We start from the raw sequence: 19513 nt of genomic DNA, 5'->3' as shown, positions 1-19513 counted from the left end.
GGTATAGTTACAATCGACACCAAATATACCGAAAACTACGGTAGAAACTTATAAATAGCAACAAAAAGCAAAAAAAGGACGTTCGATGCCAGGGCTTTTGACCCCAGCATCCGTGGCAAAAGAAACGTCCCTACATATTTTTCAGGAAAGCTCTATAGCCTTTTACTGCCTCGTACACATCAGCCTTGCTACTGACTTCATATGGTGCGTGCATGGAAAGTACGGCAACACCGCTGTCGATGACTTCCATTCCGTACTGTGCCATGATGTAAGCGATGGTTCCGCCGCCGCCCACATCAACTTTACCGAGTTCAGCAAACTGATATGTAACTTCTGCATCGTCCATAACTTTGCGAATCTTTGCAAGGTATTCTGCGTTTGCGTCGTTGGAACCGTTCTTTCCGCGGCTTCCGGTAAATTTGTTGAATGCAAGTCCTTTGGTGAAGAATGCGGAACTGCGTTTTTCGAATGCGTCTGCAAACATCGGATCATAAGCTGCGCTTACATCAGAAGAAAGCATTCTGGAATTTGCCAGTGCACGGCGTACCTTCAGTTCGGATTCTCCTTCTGTCAGAGCGATCAGTTCTGCAACAACATTTTCGAAGAAACGGGAATGCATACCAGTTGCGCCAACACTTCCGATTTCTTCTTTATCTACCAGCAGGCAGCATCCTGTACGGGAAGCTGACTCCACATCCAGCATTGCAAACAGGGAGGTAAATGCGCAGACTCTGTCATCCTGTCCGTATGCAAGGATCATGCTGCGGTCAAATCCGAGATCTCTTGCTTTTCCTGCCGGAACGATTTCCAGTTCTGCAGACGCGAAATCTTTTTCTGAAATTCCATAGGTCTCTTCCAGAATCTTAAGTACGTTCGCTTTGATGGTATCTTTTTCTTCTTTTTCCAGATCCTCAGCCTGCTCGATCGGACGATTTCCGATTAGAAGATCGAGCTTCTCACCTTCGATCACTGCATTAGCCTTTTTCTCCATCTGCTGTGCGGAAAGATGCACAAGCAGATCGGTGATTACGAATACCGGATCGCTCTCTTTCTCACCGATACTGATATTTACAACAGAACCGTCAGTCTTTGCCACTACACCGTGAAGTGCCATCGGTCCTGTCACCCACTGATATTTCTTAATTCCGCCATAATAATGTGTATCCAGATAAGCCAGTCCTTCACTCTCATAAAGTGGATTCTGCTTTACGTCGATACGCGGTGAATCGATATGGGCCCCCAGAATATTCATACCGTTCGAGATCGGCTCTTCTCCGATACGGAACATAGCGATCATCTTTTCCATACATACTGCGTAAACCTTATCCCCGGATTTGAGCGGTGTGCCTTCAGCCATCACTTCTTTGACATCGCGGTATCCGGCTTCTTTTGCCATCTCTACCGCCAGAGCGATGCATTCACGCTCTGTCTTTCCTTTATCAAGGCAGTCCTTGTATTTTTCGTTAATCTCATGAAGCTCTTTCAGCTGCTCCTCGCCATAAGAATTCCACAGATTCTTTTCTTCCATTTTATTCCATACCTCTCTTTCTGAAATCAGCCGGTTGTCCGACTATTCTTTTACAGTATAAGCATCTTCGGGCGAGAAATCAAGTCAAATCGGCAAGCAATTCCGAAAGCATTTCCTGCATCGTTTTCCCGGAAACCGGATGACGTTTGTGGGGTGCGATTTCCACCATAGGTTCCAGCACGAATGTACGGTTCTGCATATCCGCATGCGGCACACAAAGGTCATCATCCTCAATAATTTCATGGTCGTAGAGAAGAATATCCAAATCAAGCGTTCTGGGTCCCCAATGGATCGTTCGCTCTCTTCCCGCCTCTTTTTCCAGCTCATGAAGCCTGTCCATCAATTCATGCGGTGTCAAAAGAGTCTCCAGCTTCACCGCACCATTCAGGAATTCATCCTGCTCTACTCTTCCATAAGGCTCTGTCGCAATCAATTTGGATACTTTCAGAAGCCGACACCCCTTTGTATGTGCAAGTCCATCCAGTGCTGATTCGATATAGCGTTTCTTATCCCCCATGTTGGATCCAACAGCCACATATACCTCATGCCACTTTCTGCTTATCTCCACAGATGCCGTATCAAGAGGAAGGGCGATCGGAGCCCAGGGCTTCTTAATCTCCAGATCCACCTGCCGTATACGGGGATCCGATTCAAGGACAGTCTCCGCCAGATGCTCTGCCACCGATTCGATCAGTTTAAATGTATTCTTTTCCATCTCATCCTTAATCAAATGACAAATGGTTCCGTAATTAACAGATTCATCAAGCAAGTCCGTTATTCCTGCTTTTCGTGTATTTAAATGAATCGCACAGCTTACCAGGAATTTCTGTCCCAATACTGTTTCTTCAGGAAATACACCATGATTGGCAAATACTTCCAGGTCTTTTATCTTAATCTTGTCCATTTTCATTTCTCACCTACTCTTTCCTGTATTTCTTCTTTCCTGCTCCCTTCGTCTCGTTTGTTCTATGGTCGCTTCAAAATTGCTTCCGTCATCCGGATCGCCCTGCGGTTTTTCTCGGCATCATGCACACGAACAAATCCATATCCGCACTGCACTGCCATCACAGTCGTCACAAGGGTTCCCTCTTCCCGTTCTGTCACCGGGAGATCCAAAGTAAGCCCGATCATCGATTTTCTGGACGTACCAAGCAGCATCGGATAGCCCAGTTCATTGAAACGATCCAGATGTTTCATAACATCCAGATTCATTTCATACGTCTTTCCGAATCCTACCCCCGGATCCAGCATAATCTTGTCATCCGCTATGCCTGCCTCTTTTGCCGCACGGATACATTTCTGCAGATCACAACACATATCTTCAATCAGATTTTCATAGATCGCCTCACTGCGGTTATGCATCAGACAGCAGGCGACATCATATTTTTTCACCAGAGGTGCCATCTCCTCATCATATAAAAAGCCCCAGATATCATTTACCATATCCGCGCCGGCCTGAAGTGCCGCCCCCGCCACCCTGCTTTTGTAGGTATCGATTGACACCGGCACATCAAAATTCTTCTTTACCGCCTCGATAAGAGGTGTAACTCTTTCTATTTCCTCTTCCTCAGTAATCTGCTGATGTCCGGGGCGGGTGGACTCTCCCCCTATATCCAGAATATCGCATCCACCTTTCAAGAGTTCCTCTGTGTGGCGCATAGCCGCATCATAATTGTTCCATTTTCCACCATCAGAAAAAGAATCCGGTGTCACGTTTAGAATTCCCATAATATATGTGTGATTTTTCACATCAAATTCTCTATTCCCGATTTTCATTTTCTCCATCTTCCTTCCATAAATCTTATTTGCACAAATCACCAGATGATCCGAAGATTCTTCTTCTCTTCTCCCCAGTCACACGCTTCTTTTGCCGTGCACGCAAAACAATTCCGGGAAGTTTTATCTGCATCATACAATACTTCTGCCAACTTGTTCCCTCTCCCATTTTCTTTCGAATGCTCTCTGTGACTCAGAATTGCAAGCAAAATGCCCTTTTTCTCGTCTTCTTCGAATCCTATATCCTCGAGGATCTGCTCCGCAATCTGCGCGCTTGCCTGCTCATGCGGAATTTTCTGCGCATACTGCATCCATTTTCCAATATCATGCAGTACAGCAGCAGCATAAATCGATTCCTTTGAAATCCCGTATCCTCTTTCCATGGAAAATATATATGCTAACCTGGCCACATCCAGAAAATGCTGCATATCATGTCCGCAGAAAATCCGATTCATTTCTTCCTGCCTGTTCTTTTCCATACACTCGACATAGAGCGGATGCGTACAGATCCGATGCACCCGCTCCATTTTTATTATTTCTTCCTGTTTCCTGCTCTGTTCCATTGTTATCAATTACTCCGCGCACATTCTGCTTTACTCTCTGATCATCTGAAAGAACATATTCTGCAGTCTTTCTTCCTCTGCAAATGCTCCCCTCGTCACAACGCTGACCGTCTTACTTCCAGGCTTTTTCACACCGCGCATAGTCATGCACATGTGTTCCGCTTCTGCCATCACCATAACTCCTTTCGGGTTCAGATGCTCCATCAGTGCATCCGCAATCTGAGCCGTCATCTGTTCCTGAAGCTGAAGCCTTCTGGCATATACCTCCACAGTTCTGGCGAGCTTGCTTAAGCCCACCACTTTTCCGTCCGGAATATATGCAATATGAACCTTCCCATAAAACGGAAGCATGTGATGTTCACACATGGAGTAAAATGTAATATCCTTTTCTACCACCATCTCATTATTTCTAACGGTAAATGTCTTCTTCAGGTGCTCTCCTGCATCCTCATCCATTCCGCCGCAAATTTCTTCGTACATTCTGGCGATACGATCCGGCGTCTCCACCAACCCTTCTCTTGTCGGATCTTCTCCGATTCCTTCCAACAGGAGCCTGACTGCCTGTTCCACTTTCTTGCGATCTACCATGACTTTTCTTCCTTTCCTTCCGCACATATGCGGATTACCTCTCCCAGATAAGAGAGAGAACCAAATACCAGCACCACTCCGTCTTTCCCTGCATTTTGCCTGGCAAACGCCAATGCTTCTCGGATACTTCCAGCCACCTCAGCCGGAACCCCCTCTTCTTTCAGGTACTGAGCCAGCTTCTCCTTGTCAAGCGTTCGTTCCCGGTTCGGCAGATCCACCGTATACGCCTTTTCCAGATAAGGTGCCATGATCCCAGTCATCACTTTTGCCTCTTTATCCTTAAATACACCCATAACCGCTGTAATCCTTCTGCCCGCCAGATAACACCTGATATTCTCGGCAAGTCTTTCTGCGGCATCCCGATTATGTGCTCCGTCGACGATCACAAGCGGTTCCTCATCAAGAGCCTGGAATCGCCCCGGCCAGCACACTTGATCCAGTCCCTTCCGGACAGCCTGGTCACTGATCCCCAGCCCGGTATCCTTCAATGCTTCTATCGTTTCCAGCACAGTTACAGCATTGTCAATCTGATATCTTCCTGCCAGATTCAATCTCAGATTCTCATACTTTCCGTAGGAAAATCTCTGTCCCAGAATGTCCTCTTCCAGTATGACCGCCTTTTCCGGCAAGGCTTTGTACATCCTGCATCCGCATTCTTCCGATTTCTTTTTGAGAACCGCAAGAACTTCTTCCCTTTGTCCGGCCGTTACTACCACAGCCCCCGGTTTTATGATTCCGGCTTTCGTTTCCGCAATCTCCTCCAGCGTATTTCCCAGAATTCCCACATGATCCATACTGATCGAGGTAAATACACAGACCTTCGTCGTCTCCACAATATTCGTTGCGTCCAGGAGTCCTCCCATTCCGGTCTCCAGAACAACATAGTCACAAGCATGTTTTCGAAAATACAGAAATGCGATGGCCGTCTCAATCTCAAATACAGTAGCTGTGAGGCCTGTTTTTTCTTCCACCTTTTCTGCCGCCTGCTTTACTTCAGACACAAAAAGAGCGAGCTCGTCTTCCGCCATCCATTGACCATTGATCTGAAATCGTTCCATATAGTCCATGACCGTCGGTGACACATATCTTCCCACACAAAGCCCTGCCTCCTGCAAAATACAGGAAAGGCAGGCGAGAACAGACCCCTTCCCATTGGTACCTGCTATATGTATAAATTTCAAATCGTTTTGCGGATTTCCAAGCTCGCCAAGTAAGCTCTTTATACTATCTAAGCCAAGTACACTTCCGTATTTCGATACATGATCCAAATATACCCTTGCTTCTTCGTATAACATTATTTATTTCCTTCCAATGATGTTTTTCAACAGTTCCCTCTATTCTAACACACATTGCCGAAATAAAAAAGAGATTTTTATCACAACAGTGCACCACTACGATGCACTGCTGCATGACATCCATCTATTCGTACAGTGGATATTTGTCACAGATTTTCGTCACTTCCCTGCGGATTTCATCAAATTTACTGTCAAAATCCGTAACCGTCTTCTTAATCAGTTTTGCAATCACACGCATGTCCTCTTCCTTCAGGCCGCGAGTTGTAACCGCCGGTGTTCCGATACGGATTCCGCTTGTGACAAACGGACTTGCCGGATCATTCGGCACTGCATTCTTATTCACAGTGATATATACTTCATCCAGACGTTTCTGCATTTCCTTACCAGTCACACCCATGTTCTGCAGGTCGACCAGCATCAGATGATTATCGGTTCCGCCGCTCACGAGGTTGAAGCCTTCTTCCAGCATTCCTTCAGCCAGCACCTTTGCATTCTTCACAACCTGCTGCTGATATTCCTTGAACTCCGGTTTCAATGCCTCTCCGAAGCAGACAGCCTTCGCTGCAATGATATGCATCAAAGGTCCGCCCTGTGTCCCCGGGAAAATAGCTTTATCAATCGCTTTTGCATATTCTTCTTTGCACATGATTATTCCGCCTCTCGGTCCGCGGAGCGTCTTATGTGTGGTCGTCGTCACAACATCCGCATACGGAACCGGACTCTGATGAAGTCCTGCTGCAACAAGCCCTGCAATATGTGCCATATCGACAAATAAATAGGCGCCTACCTCTTTTGCAATGTCAGCAAAGATGTCAAACCGGATCTCTCTCGGATAAGCAGAAGCTCCTGCAACGATCATTTTCGGCTTACACTCTTTGGCAATTCTACGGATTTCATCATAATCGAGGAATCCCTCGTCGTTGACATTATACGGTACGAAATGATACAAAAGGCCGGACATATTGACCGGTGAGCCATGAGTCAAATGGCCTCCATGCGCCAGATTCAGCCCCATAACCGTATCTCCTGGCTTGAGAAATGCCTGATAAACAGCCATATTGGCGCTTGCCCCCGAATGTGGCTGTACGCAGACATGATCACAGCCGAAAAGCTTTTTTGCACGCTCGATTGCAAGATTTTCAAGAATATCCACATCTTCACAGCCGCCATAATAGCGTTTTCCCGGATATCCTTCCGCGTATTTATTGGTAGGTACCGTTCCCATCGCCAACATAACAGCCGGGCTTACGATATTCTCAGATGCGATCAGCTCCAGATTCCTTCTCTGCCGTCCCAGCTCCAACCCGAGTGCTTCGCCTACCTCCTTGTCATATTCACGAATGTAGTTCATGACATCTGTAATCATATTCATGGTCTTCTCCTCCTGTTCTTTTCTGCAAAAAGCAGGCAAAAAACTTTCACTTCAAAGTCTTCTGTCTGCTTTTCCTTTTTTTCACACAAGACCTTTTCGCAAGTTAAATCCTAGTATATAAACGGCTCCCTGCAAAGTCAAGCGTTAAATAATTATTTTATTTATTACAGCATCTCGATAAATGCCGCAATTCTTGTATTCAGCTGTCCGAGATCAGACTGGGAATAGTCCGTCTCCACGGAAATATACGGAATACCCTTTTCTTCATTTACAAATTTCATGATCTTTCTTGTTTCCACGCTATAAGTATGGCATGCCTGGAGAACCATCTCCACAACACCGTCCACCTTGTACTCATCGATCAGTCTTCCCAGAAGCTCCAGACGATTCGGGTTCGGAGTCATAACAGAACAGCCGATATTCAGATACCTTCTTGCCAGCGCATCGTATACATCCGGATTGTCTTCATCTACCAGCTTGTCAATAGACTTCGCTCCGGAGCAGTTTTCAAATGCAACAACCACACCGCCGTTACTCTCAATTGATTTTACGACTTTGACCGTTGCACCGCCGATCGGACATCCCGTAACCAGAATTCTCTTCTTCTTCGGCTCCATCTTGCCCTCTGCATACTCTTTCAAGATCTTGTCCGTCAGCGCATTGACCTCCTCCGGAAGCTTCTTTCTGTCAAATTTGAATGTACTTCCATAGAGAACATTGAACAGATTTTCTCCGCTGATCGGAGTCGGATCATTTTTCATCACCTCATACAGTCTCTTGAGCGCTCTTCTTCCCTCATTCTGAATACGGATGGCCTCTCGGATCTGCTCCTCCGTGATCTCCACTTCAAACTTTTCTTCCAGATACTCCTTAAACCGGATGATTTCTTTCTTCCAAAGCTTCAGGCTCTCTTCTTTCTGCGTATTTGGAAGCTCCATGATGAACATTTCTTTAAATTCAGACATATATTCATACATTTTTTTCTTACCGTCACAGGTCGTTTCCCCTACAACCACATCAGAGAAATAGAAGAACGGACATTTATCGCTTACAGCAAAACCGTAACTTGCTTTGATAAGCGGGCATAAGTTTCTCGGCAGATCCCGTTCTGCGATCGGGATCGTCTCATCTGTCATCGAGCAAAGTCCGACCGTAACCGCGCCCATCGCCATGGCGATCTCCTGCGGGAAATAGGTACAATAGGAACCTACAACCGGAATATTCTGATCTTTTATCTCCTTCATTGCCAAAAATGACTTTTTGCGCTGCTCCGCAAACTCTTCAAAAACCTCTGGTAATTCTTTGATAATTTCCATTTTCTTTTCCTCCATAAATAAATCATGAGATTTTTCCCAGATGCCTGCGGATTTCTCCGCATTTCATCCTATCTTTCATTATAAATTTCCCGATCCGCACATACAAATTTAAAATTCTGATAAATCTTGTCATTTATAGAGTATATCTATACCATAAAACAACCTCACCAAATACTTATTTACGCAAAATGAAAGAGCCCGGTATCCCAGACTCTTTCCATTCCTATATTACCATTCAAATTTCTTTTCAAAATAAGCTTTCAGATCTTCGATCTTTACTCTTTCCTGCTGCATAGTATCGCGGTCACGAACCGTAACTGCTCCATCTTCTTCTGACTCAAAATCATAAGTAACACAGAACGGTGTTCCGATTTCATCCTGACGACGGTATCTCTTTCCGATATTTCCTCTGTCATCAAATTCACAGTTGTAGTATTTGCTCAGCTCTGTGTAAACCTTTTCCGCGCCTTCATTCAATTTCTTTGAAAGCGGAAGTACACCGATCTTAACCGGAGCAAGAGCCGGATGGAAATGAAGAACTGTACGTTTTGTACCGTCTTCCAGATCTTCTTCATCATACGCGCCGCAAAGGAAAGCAAGTACCATACGGTCTGCACCGAGTGACGGCTCAATAACGTATGGAATGTATTTTTCATTTGTCTCATCATCAAAATAGGTCATATCCTGTCCGGATACATTCTGATGCTGAGTCAGGTCATAATCGGTTCTGTCTGCGATTCCCCACAGCTCACCCCATCCGAACGGGAAGAGGAATTCTACGTCTGTAGTAGCTTTGCTGTAGAAAGAAAGCTCTTCTTTGTCATGATCTCTGTAACGGACTTCGTCTTCTTTTAAGCCAAGTGTATAGAGCCAGTCCAGACAATATTTCTTCCAGTATGCGAACCACTCAAGATCGGTATCCGGTTTGCAGAAGAACTCAAGCTCCATCTGCTCGAACTCACGGGTACGGAATGTGAAGTTACCCGGTGTGATCTCGTTACGGAACGATTTACCGATCTGGCAGATACCAAACGGAAGTTTCTTTCTTGAAGTACGCTGTACATTCTTGAAGTTTACAAAGATACCCTGAGCCGTTTCCGGGCGCAGATAAACAACGTTCTTTGCATCTTCTGTTACACCCTGGAATGTCTTAAACATCAGGTTGAATTCGCGGATCTCTGTGAAATTATGCTTTCCGCAAGTCGGACACGGGATCTCATGTTCTCTCACAAATGTTTCCATCTGTTCATGTGACCATCCGTCAATACTATCCGGAAGATCAATTCCATTTTCCTTGGCGTAATCTTCAATCAATTTATCTGCACGGAAACGTTCATGACATTCTTTACAATCCATCAGCGGGTCACTGAATCCGCCCAGATGTCCGGATGCCACCCATGTCTGCGGGTTCATCAGAATTGCACAGTCTACACCAACGTTGTATGGATTCTCCTGTACAAACTTTTTCCACCATGCTTTCTTAACATTATTCTTTAATTCCACCCCGAGGTTACCATAATCCCATGTGTTGGCAAGCCCACCGTAGATTTCAGACCCAGGATACACAAAACCTCTTGACTTTGCTAAAGCTACAATTTTGTCCATTGTCTTTTCTACCATAATACCAATCCTCGCATTCTCTTCTTTTTTACAAAGACAATTGTTTCTACCAAAAATACACTTATCTTTGTGTGATTATCCTATTATACAGAGAGAATCCATATTTTGCAAGCATTCCTGCCATTTTTTTAACATATTGCGTCCAAAAAAATACATAATTAGCTATTATTTTAAGAAAATTCAGTCATTTTACCCCTGTATCCGTTCCATGTCCGGAGTTTTTTCTCTGGTCTCATCCCGATTTTCTTTATGTTTTTCAATAACATCCTGACAGATTTCCATACCTTTATAACTGAGATAATCTTCCACCCGCCCCGTCTGCGTAAATTTTTCCCAAAAGCACTCTTTCATCCCGGTCACCTCACCTGTTCTTCTGTTTCACAGCGTCCATAAACGCTGCTCATTATTAGGTTGTCCAATGACTTATGGGATATACTTTATAATATCTGGCAACTTTTTTTACAGCCAAAACCCTTGACAAATTCGTTTAGATTCCCGCAATCTGTTCCAGAATCTCCAGTGATTTAAAACGCTTCTCCACATATACATCCAGATACCGCTCCATTACTTTTCCGAACTCGTCCAAAACCTCATCACTCAAAGTAAACGCAAACAGTTTTTCAATCGAAGATGTCTCTACGTACTGCATGGCATAAAGTGTCGAACTGTTCAGTTTTATTATGTCATACACGCTCCGGCTGCATGCACTGCAGACAATGCCACCTTTTTTTGCACTGAATAACAGGCTTTTCTCTGTACTTCCACAGGATACACACTGGAATACCTGCGGTCCTTCTCCGTTGATGCTCACCGCTTTCAGTTCAAAGATATACCGGACCAGACGCAGCGGAATCAGTCTCTTTGTAAGTGCCCGCATGCTTTGGTAAAGCAGCTTCAGCATTTCTCGTTCGTCATTCGATTCTCTGGTATAATAGTCTGCAAATTCCAGAAAATAAAACGCATAATATGCCGCTTCCACATCCGTCCTCAGCTCCGCGAAATAGTTGGAAATATCCGCAGACTGGATCGTATACGAAGTCCGCCCTTCGAACATCGAAAAGACACCAAAAGAACAGGGAGCCGTGACCCCCGCCAAATGGCTCTGCGGACGTCTGGCCCCCTTGGCAAATGCAGATATTTTTCCTCTCTCCTTTGTCAGGATCACGACCCGTCTGTCGTATTCCCCGACCGGCGATGCCGAAAGTACCATCCCCGTCAAAGTGACGATCTGACTCATCTTTCCTGCCTCCTGCTTCCTGCATATTTTCAGGTCTGCCTTGTTCTCTTTCGTTTCATTTAAAGTCGATTATTCTTCATCTTCCCGGTAGCCAAAGTTCTTAATCAGAAAATCACTATCCCGCCAATCCTTCTTCACTTTGACCCACAATTGAAGATTTACCTTCATGTCCAGCATTTTCTCAATCTCAAATCGCGCAGTGCTGCCAATTTTCTTAAGCATGGCTCCCTGTTTTCCGATAATGATTCCCTTGTGGGAGTCCCGCTCACAGATGATCGTAGCCTCAATATCCATCACTTTCTTGCGCGCCTTCATTTTCTCGATCGAAACTGCAATCCCGTGCGGGATCTCTTCGTTCAGACAGTGCAATGCCTTCTCCCGGATGATCTCTGCAACAATCTGCCGCTCCGGCTGATCCGTGACGGTATCCTCATCGTAAAACTGCGGGCCATACGGAAGATATTTCATAATTACCTTCAGCAGTTCTTCGGTATTATCTCCTGTCCTTGCGGAAACCGGAACGATATCCGCAAAATCAAAGATCTCACTGTATTTCGCAATACACGGAAGCACATCTTCTTTTTTCACAGAATCCACTTTATTGATCACCAGAACGACCGGTGTATTCACCTTTTTCAGCTGCTGTACGATATGCTGCTCGCCGGCTCCGATAAAGGTCGTGGGCTCGACCAGCCAGAGCACCACATCCACTTCATTCAGGGTACGTTCCGCAACATTTACCATATATTCACCAAGCTTATTCTTGGCTTTATGAATTCCGGGCGTATCCACAAAAACGATCTGCCCTTTCTCCGTTGTCAGAACCGTCTGGATCCGGTTTCTTGTCGTCTGCGGTTTGTTGGATGTGATCGCAATCTTCTGCCCGATCAGATAATTCATCAACGTTGATTTTCCCACGTTCGGTCTTCCGATGAGTGTCACAAATCCCGATTTATAATCTGCTCTCATGTATCCTCCTTCTACTCGCTGCCCATTGCAGCCTTTCTTTCTAGAATAAATCCTTTACTTCCATAAAGACATCTTTTTCTTCTTCGATCTTCGCTTCATTTCCGATCACACAGATCTGATTTCCGGCAAGTACTGCCTTCGCCACAGGAGCCAGAGCGCGAATATCCTCCTGCGTAGCCTCAAGGATCTGCTGCCGTTCTGTACGAATCATCTCTTCACTCACATGATTCATATACAGATTCATGGAGCGATCTCCTTTTGCTGCCGGTGTCATCGGCTGATCAATATTGCTGATGGTCCCGATGATATATTTGGTCATGTCACGCTCACTTACGGTGAAATTCTCCAGATACTCCGGAACACCGTCATAGACTTCCAGCGTCTTTTTCAGGTTCGGATCACGATAAGACACAAAATATCCCTCACCAATCCGGTTGAAATTACTCATGCATCCGTAAGCTCCGCCCTTCACGCGGATGTTAACCCAGAGATATTCATAGCTCATAATCACCTTCAGAATCTGAAGCGCTCCGGTATAGGATTCGCCCGCATCGATAAAGTTTCCGGCTTTTGCGGCAAACTGTACTTTAGATGAGGTCTTGAAGCCTTCATTTTTCTGCTCGCACCGGATCACGCATGCCGGCTTTGCTTCCTGCTCATCAAACAATGCCATGTTCAGCTTCTCGAGTTCATTCTCCAGTCCGGCAAGACCTTCTCTAGATGCTGTGTAACTTACCATCATATTTCCTCTGCAGAATAGGGTTTTTACCAAAGACTGCAGTATCGTTATCAGTTCTTCTTTCTCTTTTTCAAAATGTTCTTCCATTCGGCTGACATTCTGGTAGTACTCAATACCGCTTGTCATATCCTTGAATCTGGAGATTGGAGAACGATAAGACATCGCCCGCAGCGCAGACGCAGAGTGTCCTGAAGACAGGAAACGTGCCTGCATCCGTGATTTATTCATGGACAGGATCTCCTTCAAACGTTTCTCATCATCCAGTTTCGAACAAATGAGGATCTCCTGCATCATCTCAAGTGCAAATGGAATCTTCTCATACAGCGCCTTGGTCTTAATCTCAAATGTCGCTTTAAATTCTTTTTCTGTTACCTTTGTCACATCCGGATATAATTCGAGAGAGGTCCCGATTCCTCCGGTATTGACATTGATTTCATTAAACAATTCACCGTAATCATAATGCTCCGTATCGATGATTCCGAGCACTGCCTGCAACACACCGACATACGGAAGCTGTTCCGCCGGAACTTCTGACAGATCGAACATCAGATCCAGATATCCGATTCCGTTCGTCTCAATCTCATGGAATACCACCGGAACTCCCGCCAGAGTCATCTCCTCATTGTAAACCGGAGCGATTTCCCTTGAGATATCTTCTCTTTCCAACATCGGGATCTTCTCCAGTTCTTCCTGACTGGACGGCTCCTCCTGATACTCCAGAAGCCGTCTGGTATCCTCTACCAGTTTCTCGATTTCCGCATCGCTTAAGGAGGCCTTATATGCCTGCAGTTTATCGTGAAGTTCTGCATCCAGGCGCGCAGTGCGTCCCTGTTCCGGCAGTACGGTCACAATAGAGCCATGCGGATTATCCAGCAGATATTTCTGGATCAATTCTTCAAAATATCCGTTCTTCACCTGTTTTTTCATAAACGCAAATGTATCCAATGCCTCCACATGGATGAACGGTTTTGTCTCATCGTAAAGCCAGCTGTCAAAAATCTGAAGCCCATACATGAGTCCCTTCGGATATCCTCCGAAATCTGCTTCTCTGTAACGGAATTCATGATAATTGATTCCCGCCTCAAGTGCCTTGGGATCCATGCCCTCTTCCACGATCTTCTTTAATGTACTTTCAATGATACGGACAAATTCGTCTTTCTGATCTTCATTTGCATTTTTTGCGACCACAGAGAAAATCGGTTGGTAAATACTGTTATCATAAGAACCGGTAATATCCTTTCCGATTCCGGCATCCATAAGCGCCTTCTTAAGTGGTGCCCCCGGCGCAGAGAGGAGTGCATAATCCAGAATCTGAAACGCAAGGTAAAGCTCTCTGTCCAAACTCGTTCCGACTACTTTATTATAAGAAAGATAGGTATTATCTTCCAAAGGTTCATTACTGGAAACCGAATATTTCATGGAAAGGTCACGTACCGCATCAAATGGCTTCTGGAGATGAATCTCAGAATCCACCTCGATCTTATCATATTTACAGAGGTATTCCCGATCCAGCCATTCCAGCTTTTCAGCCATATCCATATCGCCATACAGATAAATGTAACTGTTTGACGGATGATAGTAAGTCCTGTGGAAATCCAGATATTCTTCATAAGTCAGATTCGGGATCTCATCCGGATCCCCGCCGGACTCATTTGCATAAGTCGTATCCGGGAAAAGCGAATTCAGAATCACCCGATCCAGCACACCGTCCGGAGAAGAAAATGCGCCCTTCATTTCATTGTATACCACGCCGTTATAAGACAATTCCCCGTCCTTGTCCTCCAGCTGGTAGCTCCATCCCTCCTGGCGGAAGATTTCTTCATGCTTATAAATATTAGGATGAAGCACGGCATCCATATAGACATCCATCAGATTCTGAAAATCCTTATCATTACAGCTTGCGATCGGATACACCGTCTTATCCGGATACGTCATGGCATTCAAAAAGGTGTTCAGAGATCCTTTGACCAGTTCCACAAACGGATCCTTAGCCGGGAATTTCTCCGATCCGCAGAGTACCGTATGCTCCATGATATGCGGCACACCGGTACTGTTCTTCGTCGGTGTGCGGAATGCAATGTTAAAGACTTTGTTATCATCATCATTGGAAATCAACAGCACTCTTGCCCCGCTCTTTTTATGCTTCAAAAGTGCACCTTCTGATTTCAGATCATCCAGTTTGCGCTGCTCAATCACCTCATATGCAGCCAGTTTTGTCAAATCCATGTTTCTGTTCCTCCCAATTCTATCTTGTAATGTTATATTCTTTCTTATCATAATGATATATGTTGTTATTTGCATTATAAAAAACGATACTTCATACTGTGCATATGAAACAGTTTATCACACCCGTTCAAAATGTACAAGGGTTCGGAATTTGTTCCTCCCTTCCTTTGTAACATTTCATTCTTGCGACTGAACGGAGTGTTTTCATTCCAGAATTTCTGGTTTGGGGCAGTGCCAAGATATTGTCTTTACGGGTTATTCTACAATTCCATTCCAATAAACCGTAACATATCACTGCTCCCTGTGTACCATTTTCTCATATGCATAACAGCAAAAAAAAACCGCTGCACTTTCCTCATAATGCAACGGTTTTCCTATTTTATGCCTCTTCAGCCGGATTCAGTTTACTAATTACAAACAAGGTTCCAAGCATCAGAACGATTCCGATTGGAAGGGCGATCCATGCGCTCTGTACAAAACCTGCTACGATGTAAGTTACGAAGGATACGGCCGCACAGGTGATTGCATACGGAAGCTGCGTATTTACATGATTGATATGGTTACTCTGGGCTCCTGCGGAAGCCATGATCGTTGTATCGGAAATCGGTGAGCAGTGGTCACCACACACTGCCCCTGCCATACATGCAGAAATAGAAATGATCATCATCGTTTCATTTCTTCCTTCAAATACTGCAACAACGATCGGGATAAGGATACCGAAAGTACCCCATGATGTTCCGGTCGCAAATGCGAGGAAACATGCTACCAGGAAAATGATTGCCGGAAGCAGATTCATAAGTCCCTGTGCACTGGTTTCCATCATACCAGCTACAAACTCTTTCGCGCCAAGACTGTCTGTCATCGCCTTCAGGGTCCATGCAAAGGTCAGGATCAGGATTGCAGGAACCATTGCCTTAAATCCGTCCGGGATGCAGGACATACAGTCGCTGAAGCTCAACACTTTTCTTACCACATACAGAATGATTGTGATGATAAATCCGAAGAAGCTTCCCAATACCAGGCCAACAGAAGCATCACTGTTGGAGAATGCTTCTACAAAGCCGACCCCGTCAAAGAAACCGCCTGTATAGATCATTCCGATCACGCAACAGATGATCAGGGAAAGGATTGGAATCAGCAGATCGATCACCTTGCCCTTACCGTTATCGGTCATATCCTCCTCCGCATTTGCATACGGACGATCCGGAGTTGTATAAAGATCACCTTTTTTTGCATTTGTTTCATGAACTTTCATTGGTCCATATTCTACTTTCATCAGAACCATTCCCACCATCATTACGATTGTAAGCAATGCATAGAAATTATAAGGGATTGCACGAATGAAAATGGAAAATCCGTCTTCACCTTCAACAAAACCAGTCACTGCAGCAGCCCAGGAAGAAATCGGTGCAATAATGCAGACCGGTGCAGCCGTAGCGTCAATCAGATATGCAAGCTTTGCACGGGATACATTCTGTTTGTCTGTAACCGGACGCATTACACTTCCGACTGTCAGACAGTTAAAATAGTCATCAATGAAAATCAACACACCCAGAAGAATGGTCGCAAGCTGAGCGCCTGCTCTGCTCTTGATATGGGAACTTGCCCATCTTCCGAAAGCCGCAGAACCACCCGCTTTGTTCATCAGGCAGACCATTGTTCCCAGGATTACAAGGAACACCAGAATACCCACATTGTAGCTGTCTGATAATACTCCGATAATTCCGTCCTGGAAAATGTGTGTGATCGTTCCTTCAAATCCGAATCCTGAATAGAAAAGACCTCCTACCAGAATTCCAATAAACAGGGAACTGTACACTTCCTTTGTGATCAGTGCAAGTGCAATCGCAACGATCGGCGGAACCAGTGCCCAGAAGCTCGCGTACATTGACGGCACATATTCCTCTGCCTCTTCGGCCGCAAGTGCCACCAGCGGGCAACAGCTTACCGAAACGATAAGTGCTGCAAACGCGTAAAGCATTTTTTTCAATTTTTCTCTCATTTTTCATCCTCTCTTTTCCATAAAAAATACCATGAATAACGCTTTCCCGTAAGGCGCATTCATGGCATAATTCTTCTGTAAATTCATCATTCGGTCCATATCCTTGATAGCGCTCCACATACGTGACAGTCCGATACATATTCTGTACCGTCCCAGAAACCGACTTTGGGAAATCAGTCTCTTCGGCGGACTCCCCTTTCACAGCGATCGCCTTCCCGGCTATATGATCTCTGCTACTCATGAATTCCGCGCCTCTATCCAGCTCTTTATTCATATAGTTATACTTGTAACATTTTTATGGAGTCTTGTCAATGTATTTCCCGCTATTAACAGACTTTTCCTGATTTAGTTTCGAAAAACCATATAAATTCTTTGATGCTTTTCATCGTTTCTATTCCCTATGATAAATCTCATGAAGCCGCTTATAAAGAGGTGACAGCTTCCCATAGATCTCCTTGTATACATCTGTATACAACTCATCATAAACCTGATGAATTTTCTCATCCGGCTCAAACCTATCCTTTTCATGGACCATTGCTTTTACCCCATCTTCATAGCTCTCAAACACCCCGATTCCCACGAATGCGGCAAGTGCACAGCCGATTCCGGTAGCCTCATATGTCTGTGTCCTCACAACAGGCAGTCCAAACATGTGGGCCGTGATCTGACAGATCTCATCACTCTGCGATCCTCCTCCTCCGAGATAGATTGCCTGAAATTTATGACCGGCTCTCTGCTCCATCACTTTCATTCCGTCGATCAATGCGAAATTAATTCCTTCAATAATCGCGCGATACAGATGGATCCTGGTATGAGCATCCGAAAATCCTATGATTGCTCCTCTTGCAGTCGGCATCGTGATATTCGGCGTAAAATATGGTTGGAACAGAAGTCCCTCACAACCTTCCGGAACGTTTTTGAGACTCTGATTAAGAAGTTCCTCCGGAGAAATACCCAGTCTCTTTGCCTGAATCACCTCTTTTGCCACAAACTCTTTCTTAAACCATGACACCAGCCAGTATCCACGAAAAATCTCAATTTCCGGATTATAGCATTCCCGGATGATTGCCGGGTAAGGTGGAATAAACCGCTCCGGTTCCAGATAACGATCCATCATAAAGGTAATCGTTGCAGTAGTCCCCAGACCTACCGCCGCCTTCTCTTTAGTCACACAGCCAAGCCCCAATATCTCGCAAGCCTTGTCCGACCAGACTCGCCGCGGCATCCGCCATATGCCCTGTCATTTTGTAAATCAAATATCCGCTCAGAAGCAGGTATTTGTCCGTCTTTTCCCATATGTCCGGTTCTTCTTCCATGGCTTTAGTCCCCCGTCATTTTATTTGATATCGTCTCTTAAGAACCTCTTTTCTTCTTCTTTCAGATCAAGTCCCAGCGTTCCGCCCGGATTCATAACATAATCTTTATCAAAATACTCTTTCAACGCTCTGAAAACTCCGTATTCCGTTCTTCCAAGCTGTCCCTCGAGCCATGGCGCAAACATTTTGCCAATTCCGTGATGATGACTCATGGAAGCTCCGGATTTCTGGATGGCATCCAGAATCGTGCTGTGATAACGCTTAAATTCTTCTGCATCATCCATTCTTGTGATAAAAATGAAATACAGATTTGCCCCCTGCGGATAGCAATGTGACATATGCGTCGTCACGATCGTATTCGGAAGTGCATGGCAGACTTTGCGCACCTCGCGGTGTACTTTCTCCATATTGGACCAGTTGACGGTACATTCCAGTGTATCCGTGATTATACCGAAATCCAACAGCGTGTCTCTTAAATACGGATCATTGAAACGTCCCTTCTCCCAGCTTTTTGTAACAAAAGAAGTGAGACTCATCGCACCATATTTATATGCGATGCGTTTGATATTTTTGGCAACATTTTTGGAATAGCCTTTCTCCCCATCTGTAAATCCAAGGAACAGACAGCGCTGCATATCCCGATATCCTCTCACATCCAAAAGGTTCCAGAGCGGGGTATCGTCTACATTATAGAGACGTAGCATCAGGTTCGTCTCCTCCGGATCAGATAACCGGAAAACAGAGGCAAAACCGGCTTCACACTGCATCATCTCTCTCGCCGCTGCCTGAGCCACTTTCCAGTTCTTAAAGATGAAAGAAAAACGTTTTCTATTTTCCGGCATCCAGCGGAATATCTGTGACATGCTCCCACTACTTAAGCCCTAAAGCTTTGAAGTAGGGGCTTCTTACTCAATAACCCGATAGGGCTAAGTATCAATAAGCTATCCCCGCGTGCCCCGCGGTTCT

17 protein-coding genes and 1 riboswitch are annotated in these 19513 nt (G+C 45.1%); all 17 genes read right to left on the bottom strand.

Annotation, left to right across the window (positions count from 1 at the left end; genetic code table 11):
- Positions 1-130: 130 nt before the first annotated feature.
- Positions 131-1528, bottom strand: a complete 1398-nt coding sequence (locus tag ACTNB3_RS16390) for an aminopeptidase (protein ID WP_427805419.1) — start codon at positions 1526-1528, stop codon at positions 131-133.
- Positions 1529-1607: 79 nt separating this feature from the next.
- A complete protein-coding gene (folK, locus tag ACTNB3_RS16385; RefSeq protein WP_427805418.1) occupies positions 1608-2432 on the bottom strand; it encodes a 2-amino-4-hydroxy-6-hydroxymethyldihydropteridine diphosphokinase in 825 nt (274 codons plus the stop codon).
- A 62-nt stretch (positions 2433-2494) separates the two neighbouring features.
- Complete coding sequence (gene folP / locus ACTNB3_RS16380) at positions 2495-3304, bottom strand: dihydropteroate synthase (protein ID WP_427805417.1); 810 nt, start codon at positions 3302-3304, stop codon at positions 2495-2497.
- 38 nt (positions 3305-3342) lie between these two features.
- A complete protein-coding gene (locus tag ACTNB3_RS16375) occupies positions 3343-3867 on the bottom strand; it encodes an HD domain-containing protein (RefSeq protein WP_441026924.1) in 525 nt (174 codons plus the stop codon).
- Between the two features lie 30 nt (positions 3868-3897).
- Positions 3898-4455 (bottom strand): GTP cyclohydrolase I FolE, encoded by a 558-nt coding sequence (gene folE, locus ACTNB3_RS16370; protein ID WP_427805414.1) that lies wholly within the window; start codon positions 4453-4455, stop codon positions 3898-3900.
- Complete coding sequence (locus ACTNB3_RS16365; RefSeq protein ID WP_441026922.1) at positions 4449-5750, bottom strand: bifunctional folylpolyglutamate synthase/dihydrofolate synthase; 1302 nt, start codon at positions 5748-5750, stop codon at positions 4449-4451. The genes folE and ACTNB3_RS16365 overlap by 7 nt, the downstream gene beginning before the upstream one ends.
- A gap of 124 nt (positions 5751-5874) precedes the next feature.
- Complete coding sequence (glyA, locus tag ACTNB3_RS16360; protein WP_441026920.1) at positions 5875-7122, bottom strand: serine hydroxymethyltransferase; 1248 nt, start codon at positions 7120-7122, stop codon at positions 5875-5877.
- A gap of 164 nt (positions 7123-7286) precedes the next feature.
- Positions 7287-8438: a double-cubane-cluster-containing anaerobic reductase gene (locus tag ACTNB3_RS16355; RefSeq protein ID WP_427805409.1), complete on the bottom strand. Its 1152-nt coding sequence runs from the start codon at positions 8436-8438 to the stop codon at positions 7287-7289.
- Positions 8439-8666: 228 nt separating this feature from the next.
- Positions 8667-10058, bottom strand: coding sequence for a glycine--tRNA ligase (locus ACTNB3_RS16350; protein ID WP_427805408.1), 1392 nt, complete (start codon positions 10056-10058; stop codon positions 8667-8669).
- Between the two features lie 189 nt (positions 10059-10247).
- The gene (locus tag ACTNB3_RS16345; RefSeq protein ID WP_427805406.1) at positions 10248-10409 is read right to left on the bottom strand and encodes a hypothetical protein; all 162 of its coding nucleotides are present in this window, start codon (positions 10407-10409) and stop codon (positions 10248-10250) included.
- Between the two features lie 136 nt (positions 10410-10545).
- Entirely contained in the window at positions 10546-11295 is a 750-nt protein-coding gene (gene recO, locus ACTNB3_RS16340; RefSeq protein ID WP_427805405.1) for a DNA repair protein RecO, read from the bottom strand.
- A 69-nt stretch (positions 11296-11364) separates the two neighbouring features.
- Complete coding sequence (gene era, locus ACTNB3_RS16335; protein WP_441026918.1) at positions 11365-12264, bottom strand: GTPase Era; 900 nt, start codon at positions 12262-12264, stop codon at positions 11365-11367.
- A gap of 40 nt (positions 12265-12304) precedes the next feature.
- Positions 12305-15229: an insulinase family protein gene (locus ACTNB3_RS16330; protein WP_441026916.1), complete on the bottom strand. Its 2925-nt coding sequence runs from the start codon at positions 15227-15229 to the stop codon at positions 12305-12307.
- Positions 15230-15608: 379 nt separating this feature from the next.
- Positions 15609-17117 carry a Na+/H+ antiporter NhaC family protein gene (locus tag ACTNB3_RS16325; protein WP_427805673.1) on the bottom strand — a complete coding sequence of 503 codons (1509 nt, stop codon included), beginning with the start codon at positions 17115-17117 and terminating at the stop codon, positions 15609-15611.
- Positions 17118-17330: 213 nt separating this feature from the next.
- A riboswitch (Lysine riboswitch) is annotated at positions 17331-17496 on the bottom strand.
- A gap of 126 nt (positions 17497-17622) precedes the next feature.
- Complete coding sequence (locus tag ACTNB3_RS16320; protein WP_441026914.1) at positions 17623-18402, bottom strand: FGGY-family carbohydrate kinase; 780 nt, start codon at positions 18400-18402, stop codon at positions 17623-17625.
- On the bottom strand, positions 18395-18547 hold the full coding sequence (locus tag ACTNB3_RS16315) for a hypothetical protein (RefSeq protein ID WP_441026912.1): 153 nt from the start codon (positions 18545-18547) through the stop codon (positions 18395-18397). Before ACTNB3_RS16315 ends, ACTNB3_RS16320 begins: the two co-directional genes overlap by 8 nt.
- A 20-nt stretch (positions 18548-18567) precedes the next feature.
- Positions 18568-19410, bottom strand: a complete 843-nt coding sequence (locus tag ACTNB3_RS16310; RefSeq protein ID WP_441026910.1) for an FAD-binding oxidoreductase — start codon at positions 19408-19410, stop codon at positions 18568-18570.
- Positions 19411-19513 lie beyond the last annotated feature (103 nt).

The organism is Bariatricus sp. HCP28S3_D3 (assembly GCF_052065755.1).
Taxonomy (GTDB): Bacteria; Bacillota; Clostridia; order Lachnospirales; family Lachnospiraceae; genus Allocoprococcus.
This window is presented reverse-complemented; position numbering and strand designations above follow the sequence as displayed.

Bases quoted from the DNA above. Each gene is read 5' to 3' on its own strand.
- ACTNB3_RS16390 (WP_427805419.1), bottom strand. From the start codon at position 1,528: ATGGAAGAAAAGAATCTGTGGAATTCTTATGGCGAGGAGCAGCTGAAA.
- folK (WP_427805418.1), bottom strand. From the start codon at position 2,432: ATGGACAAGATTAAGATAAAAGACCTGGAAGTATTTGCCAATCATGGT.
- folP (WP_427805417.1), bottom strand. From the start codon at position 3,304: ATGAAAATCGGGAATAGAGAATTTGATGTGAAAAATCACACATATATT.
- ACTNB3_RS16375 (WP_441026924.1), bottom strand. From the start codon at position 3,867: ATGGAACAGAGCAGGAAACAGGAAGAAATAATAAAAATGGAGCGGGTG.
- folE (WP_427805414.1), bottom strand. From the start codon at position 4,455: ATGGTAGATCGCAAGAAAGTGGAACAGGCAGTCAGGCTCCTGTTGGAA.
- ACTNB3_RS16365 (WP_441026922.1), bottom strand. From the start codon at position 5,750: ATGTTATACGAAGAAGCAAGGGTATATTTGGATCATGTATCGAAATAC.
- glyA (WP_441026920.1), bottom strand. From the start codon at position 7,122: ATGAATATGATTACAGATGTCATGAACTACATTCGTGAATATGACAAG.
- ACTNB3_RS16355 (WP_427805409.1), bottom strand. From the start codon at position 8,438: ATGGAAATTATCAAAGAATTACCAGAGGTTTTTGAAGAGTTTGCGGAG.
- ACTNB3_RS16350 (WP_427805408.1), bottom strand. From the start codon at position 10,058: ATGGTAGAAAAGACAATGGACAAAATTGTAGCTTTAGCAAAGTCAAGA.
- ACTNB3_RS16345 (WP_427805406.1), bottom strand. From the start codon at position 10,409: ATGAAAGAGTGCTTTTGGGAAAAATTTACGCAGACGGGGCGGGTGGAA.
- recO (WP_427805405.1), bottom strand. From the start codon at position 11,295: ATGAGTCAGATCGTCACTTTGACGGGGATGGTACTTTCGGCATCGCCG.
- era (WP_441026918.1), bottom strand. From the start codon at position 12,264: ATGAGAGCAGATTATAAATCGGGATTTGTGACACTCATCGGAAGACCG.
- ACTNB3_RS16330 (WP_441026916.1), bottom strand. From the start codon at position 15,229: ATGGATTTGACAAAACTGGCTGCATATGAGGTGATTGAGCAGCGCAAA.
- ACTNB3_RS16325 (WP_427805673.1), bottom strand. From the start codon at position 17,117: ATGTACGCGAGCTTCTGGGCACTGGTTCCGCCGATCGTTGCGATTGCA.
- ACTNB3_RS16315 (WP_441026912.1), bottom strand. From the start codon at position 18,547: ATGGAAGAAGAACCGGACATATGGGAAAAGACGGACAAATACCTGCTT.
- ACTNB3_RS16310 (WP_441026910.1), bottom strand. From the start codon at position 19,410: ATGTCACAGATATTCCGCTGGATGCCGGAAAATAGAAAACGTTTTTCT.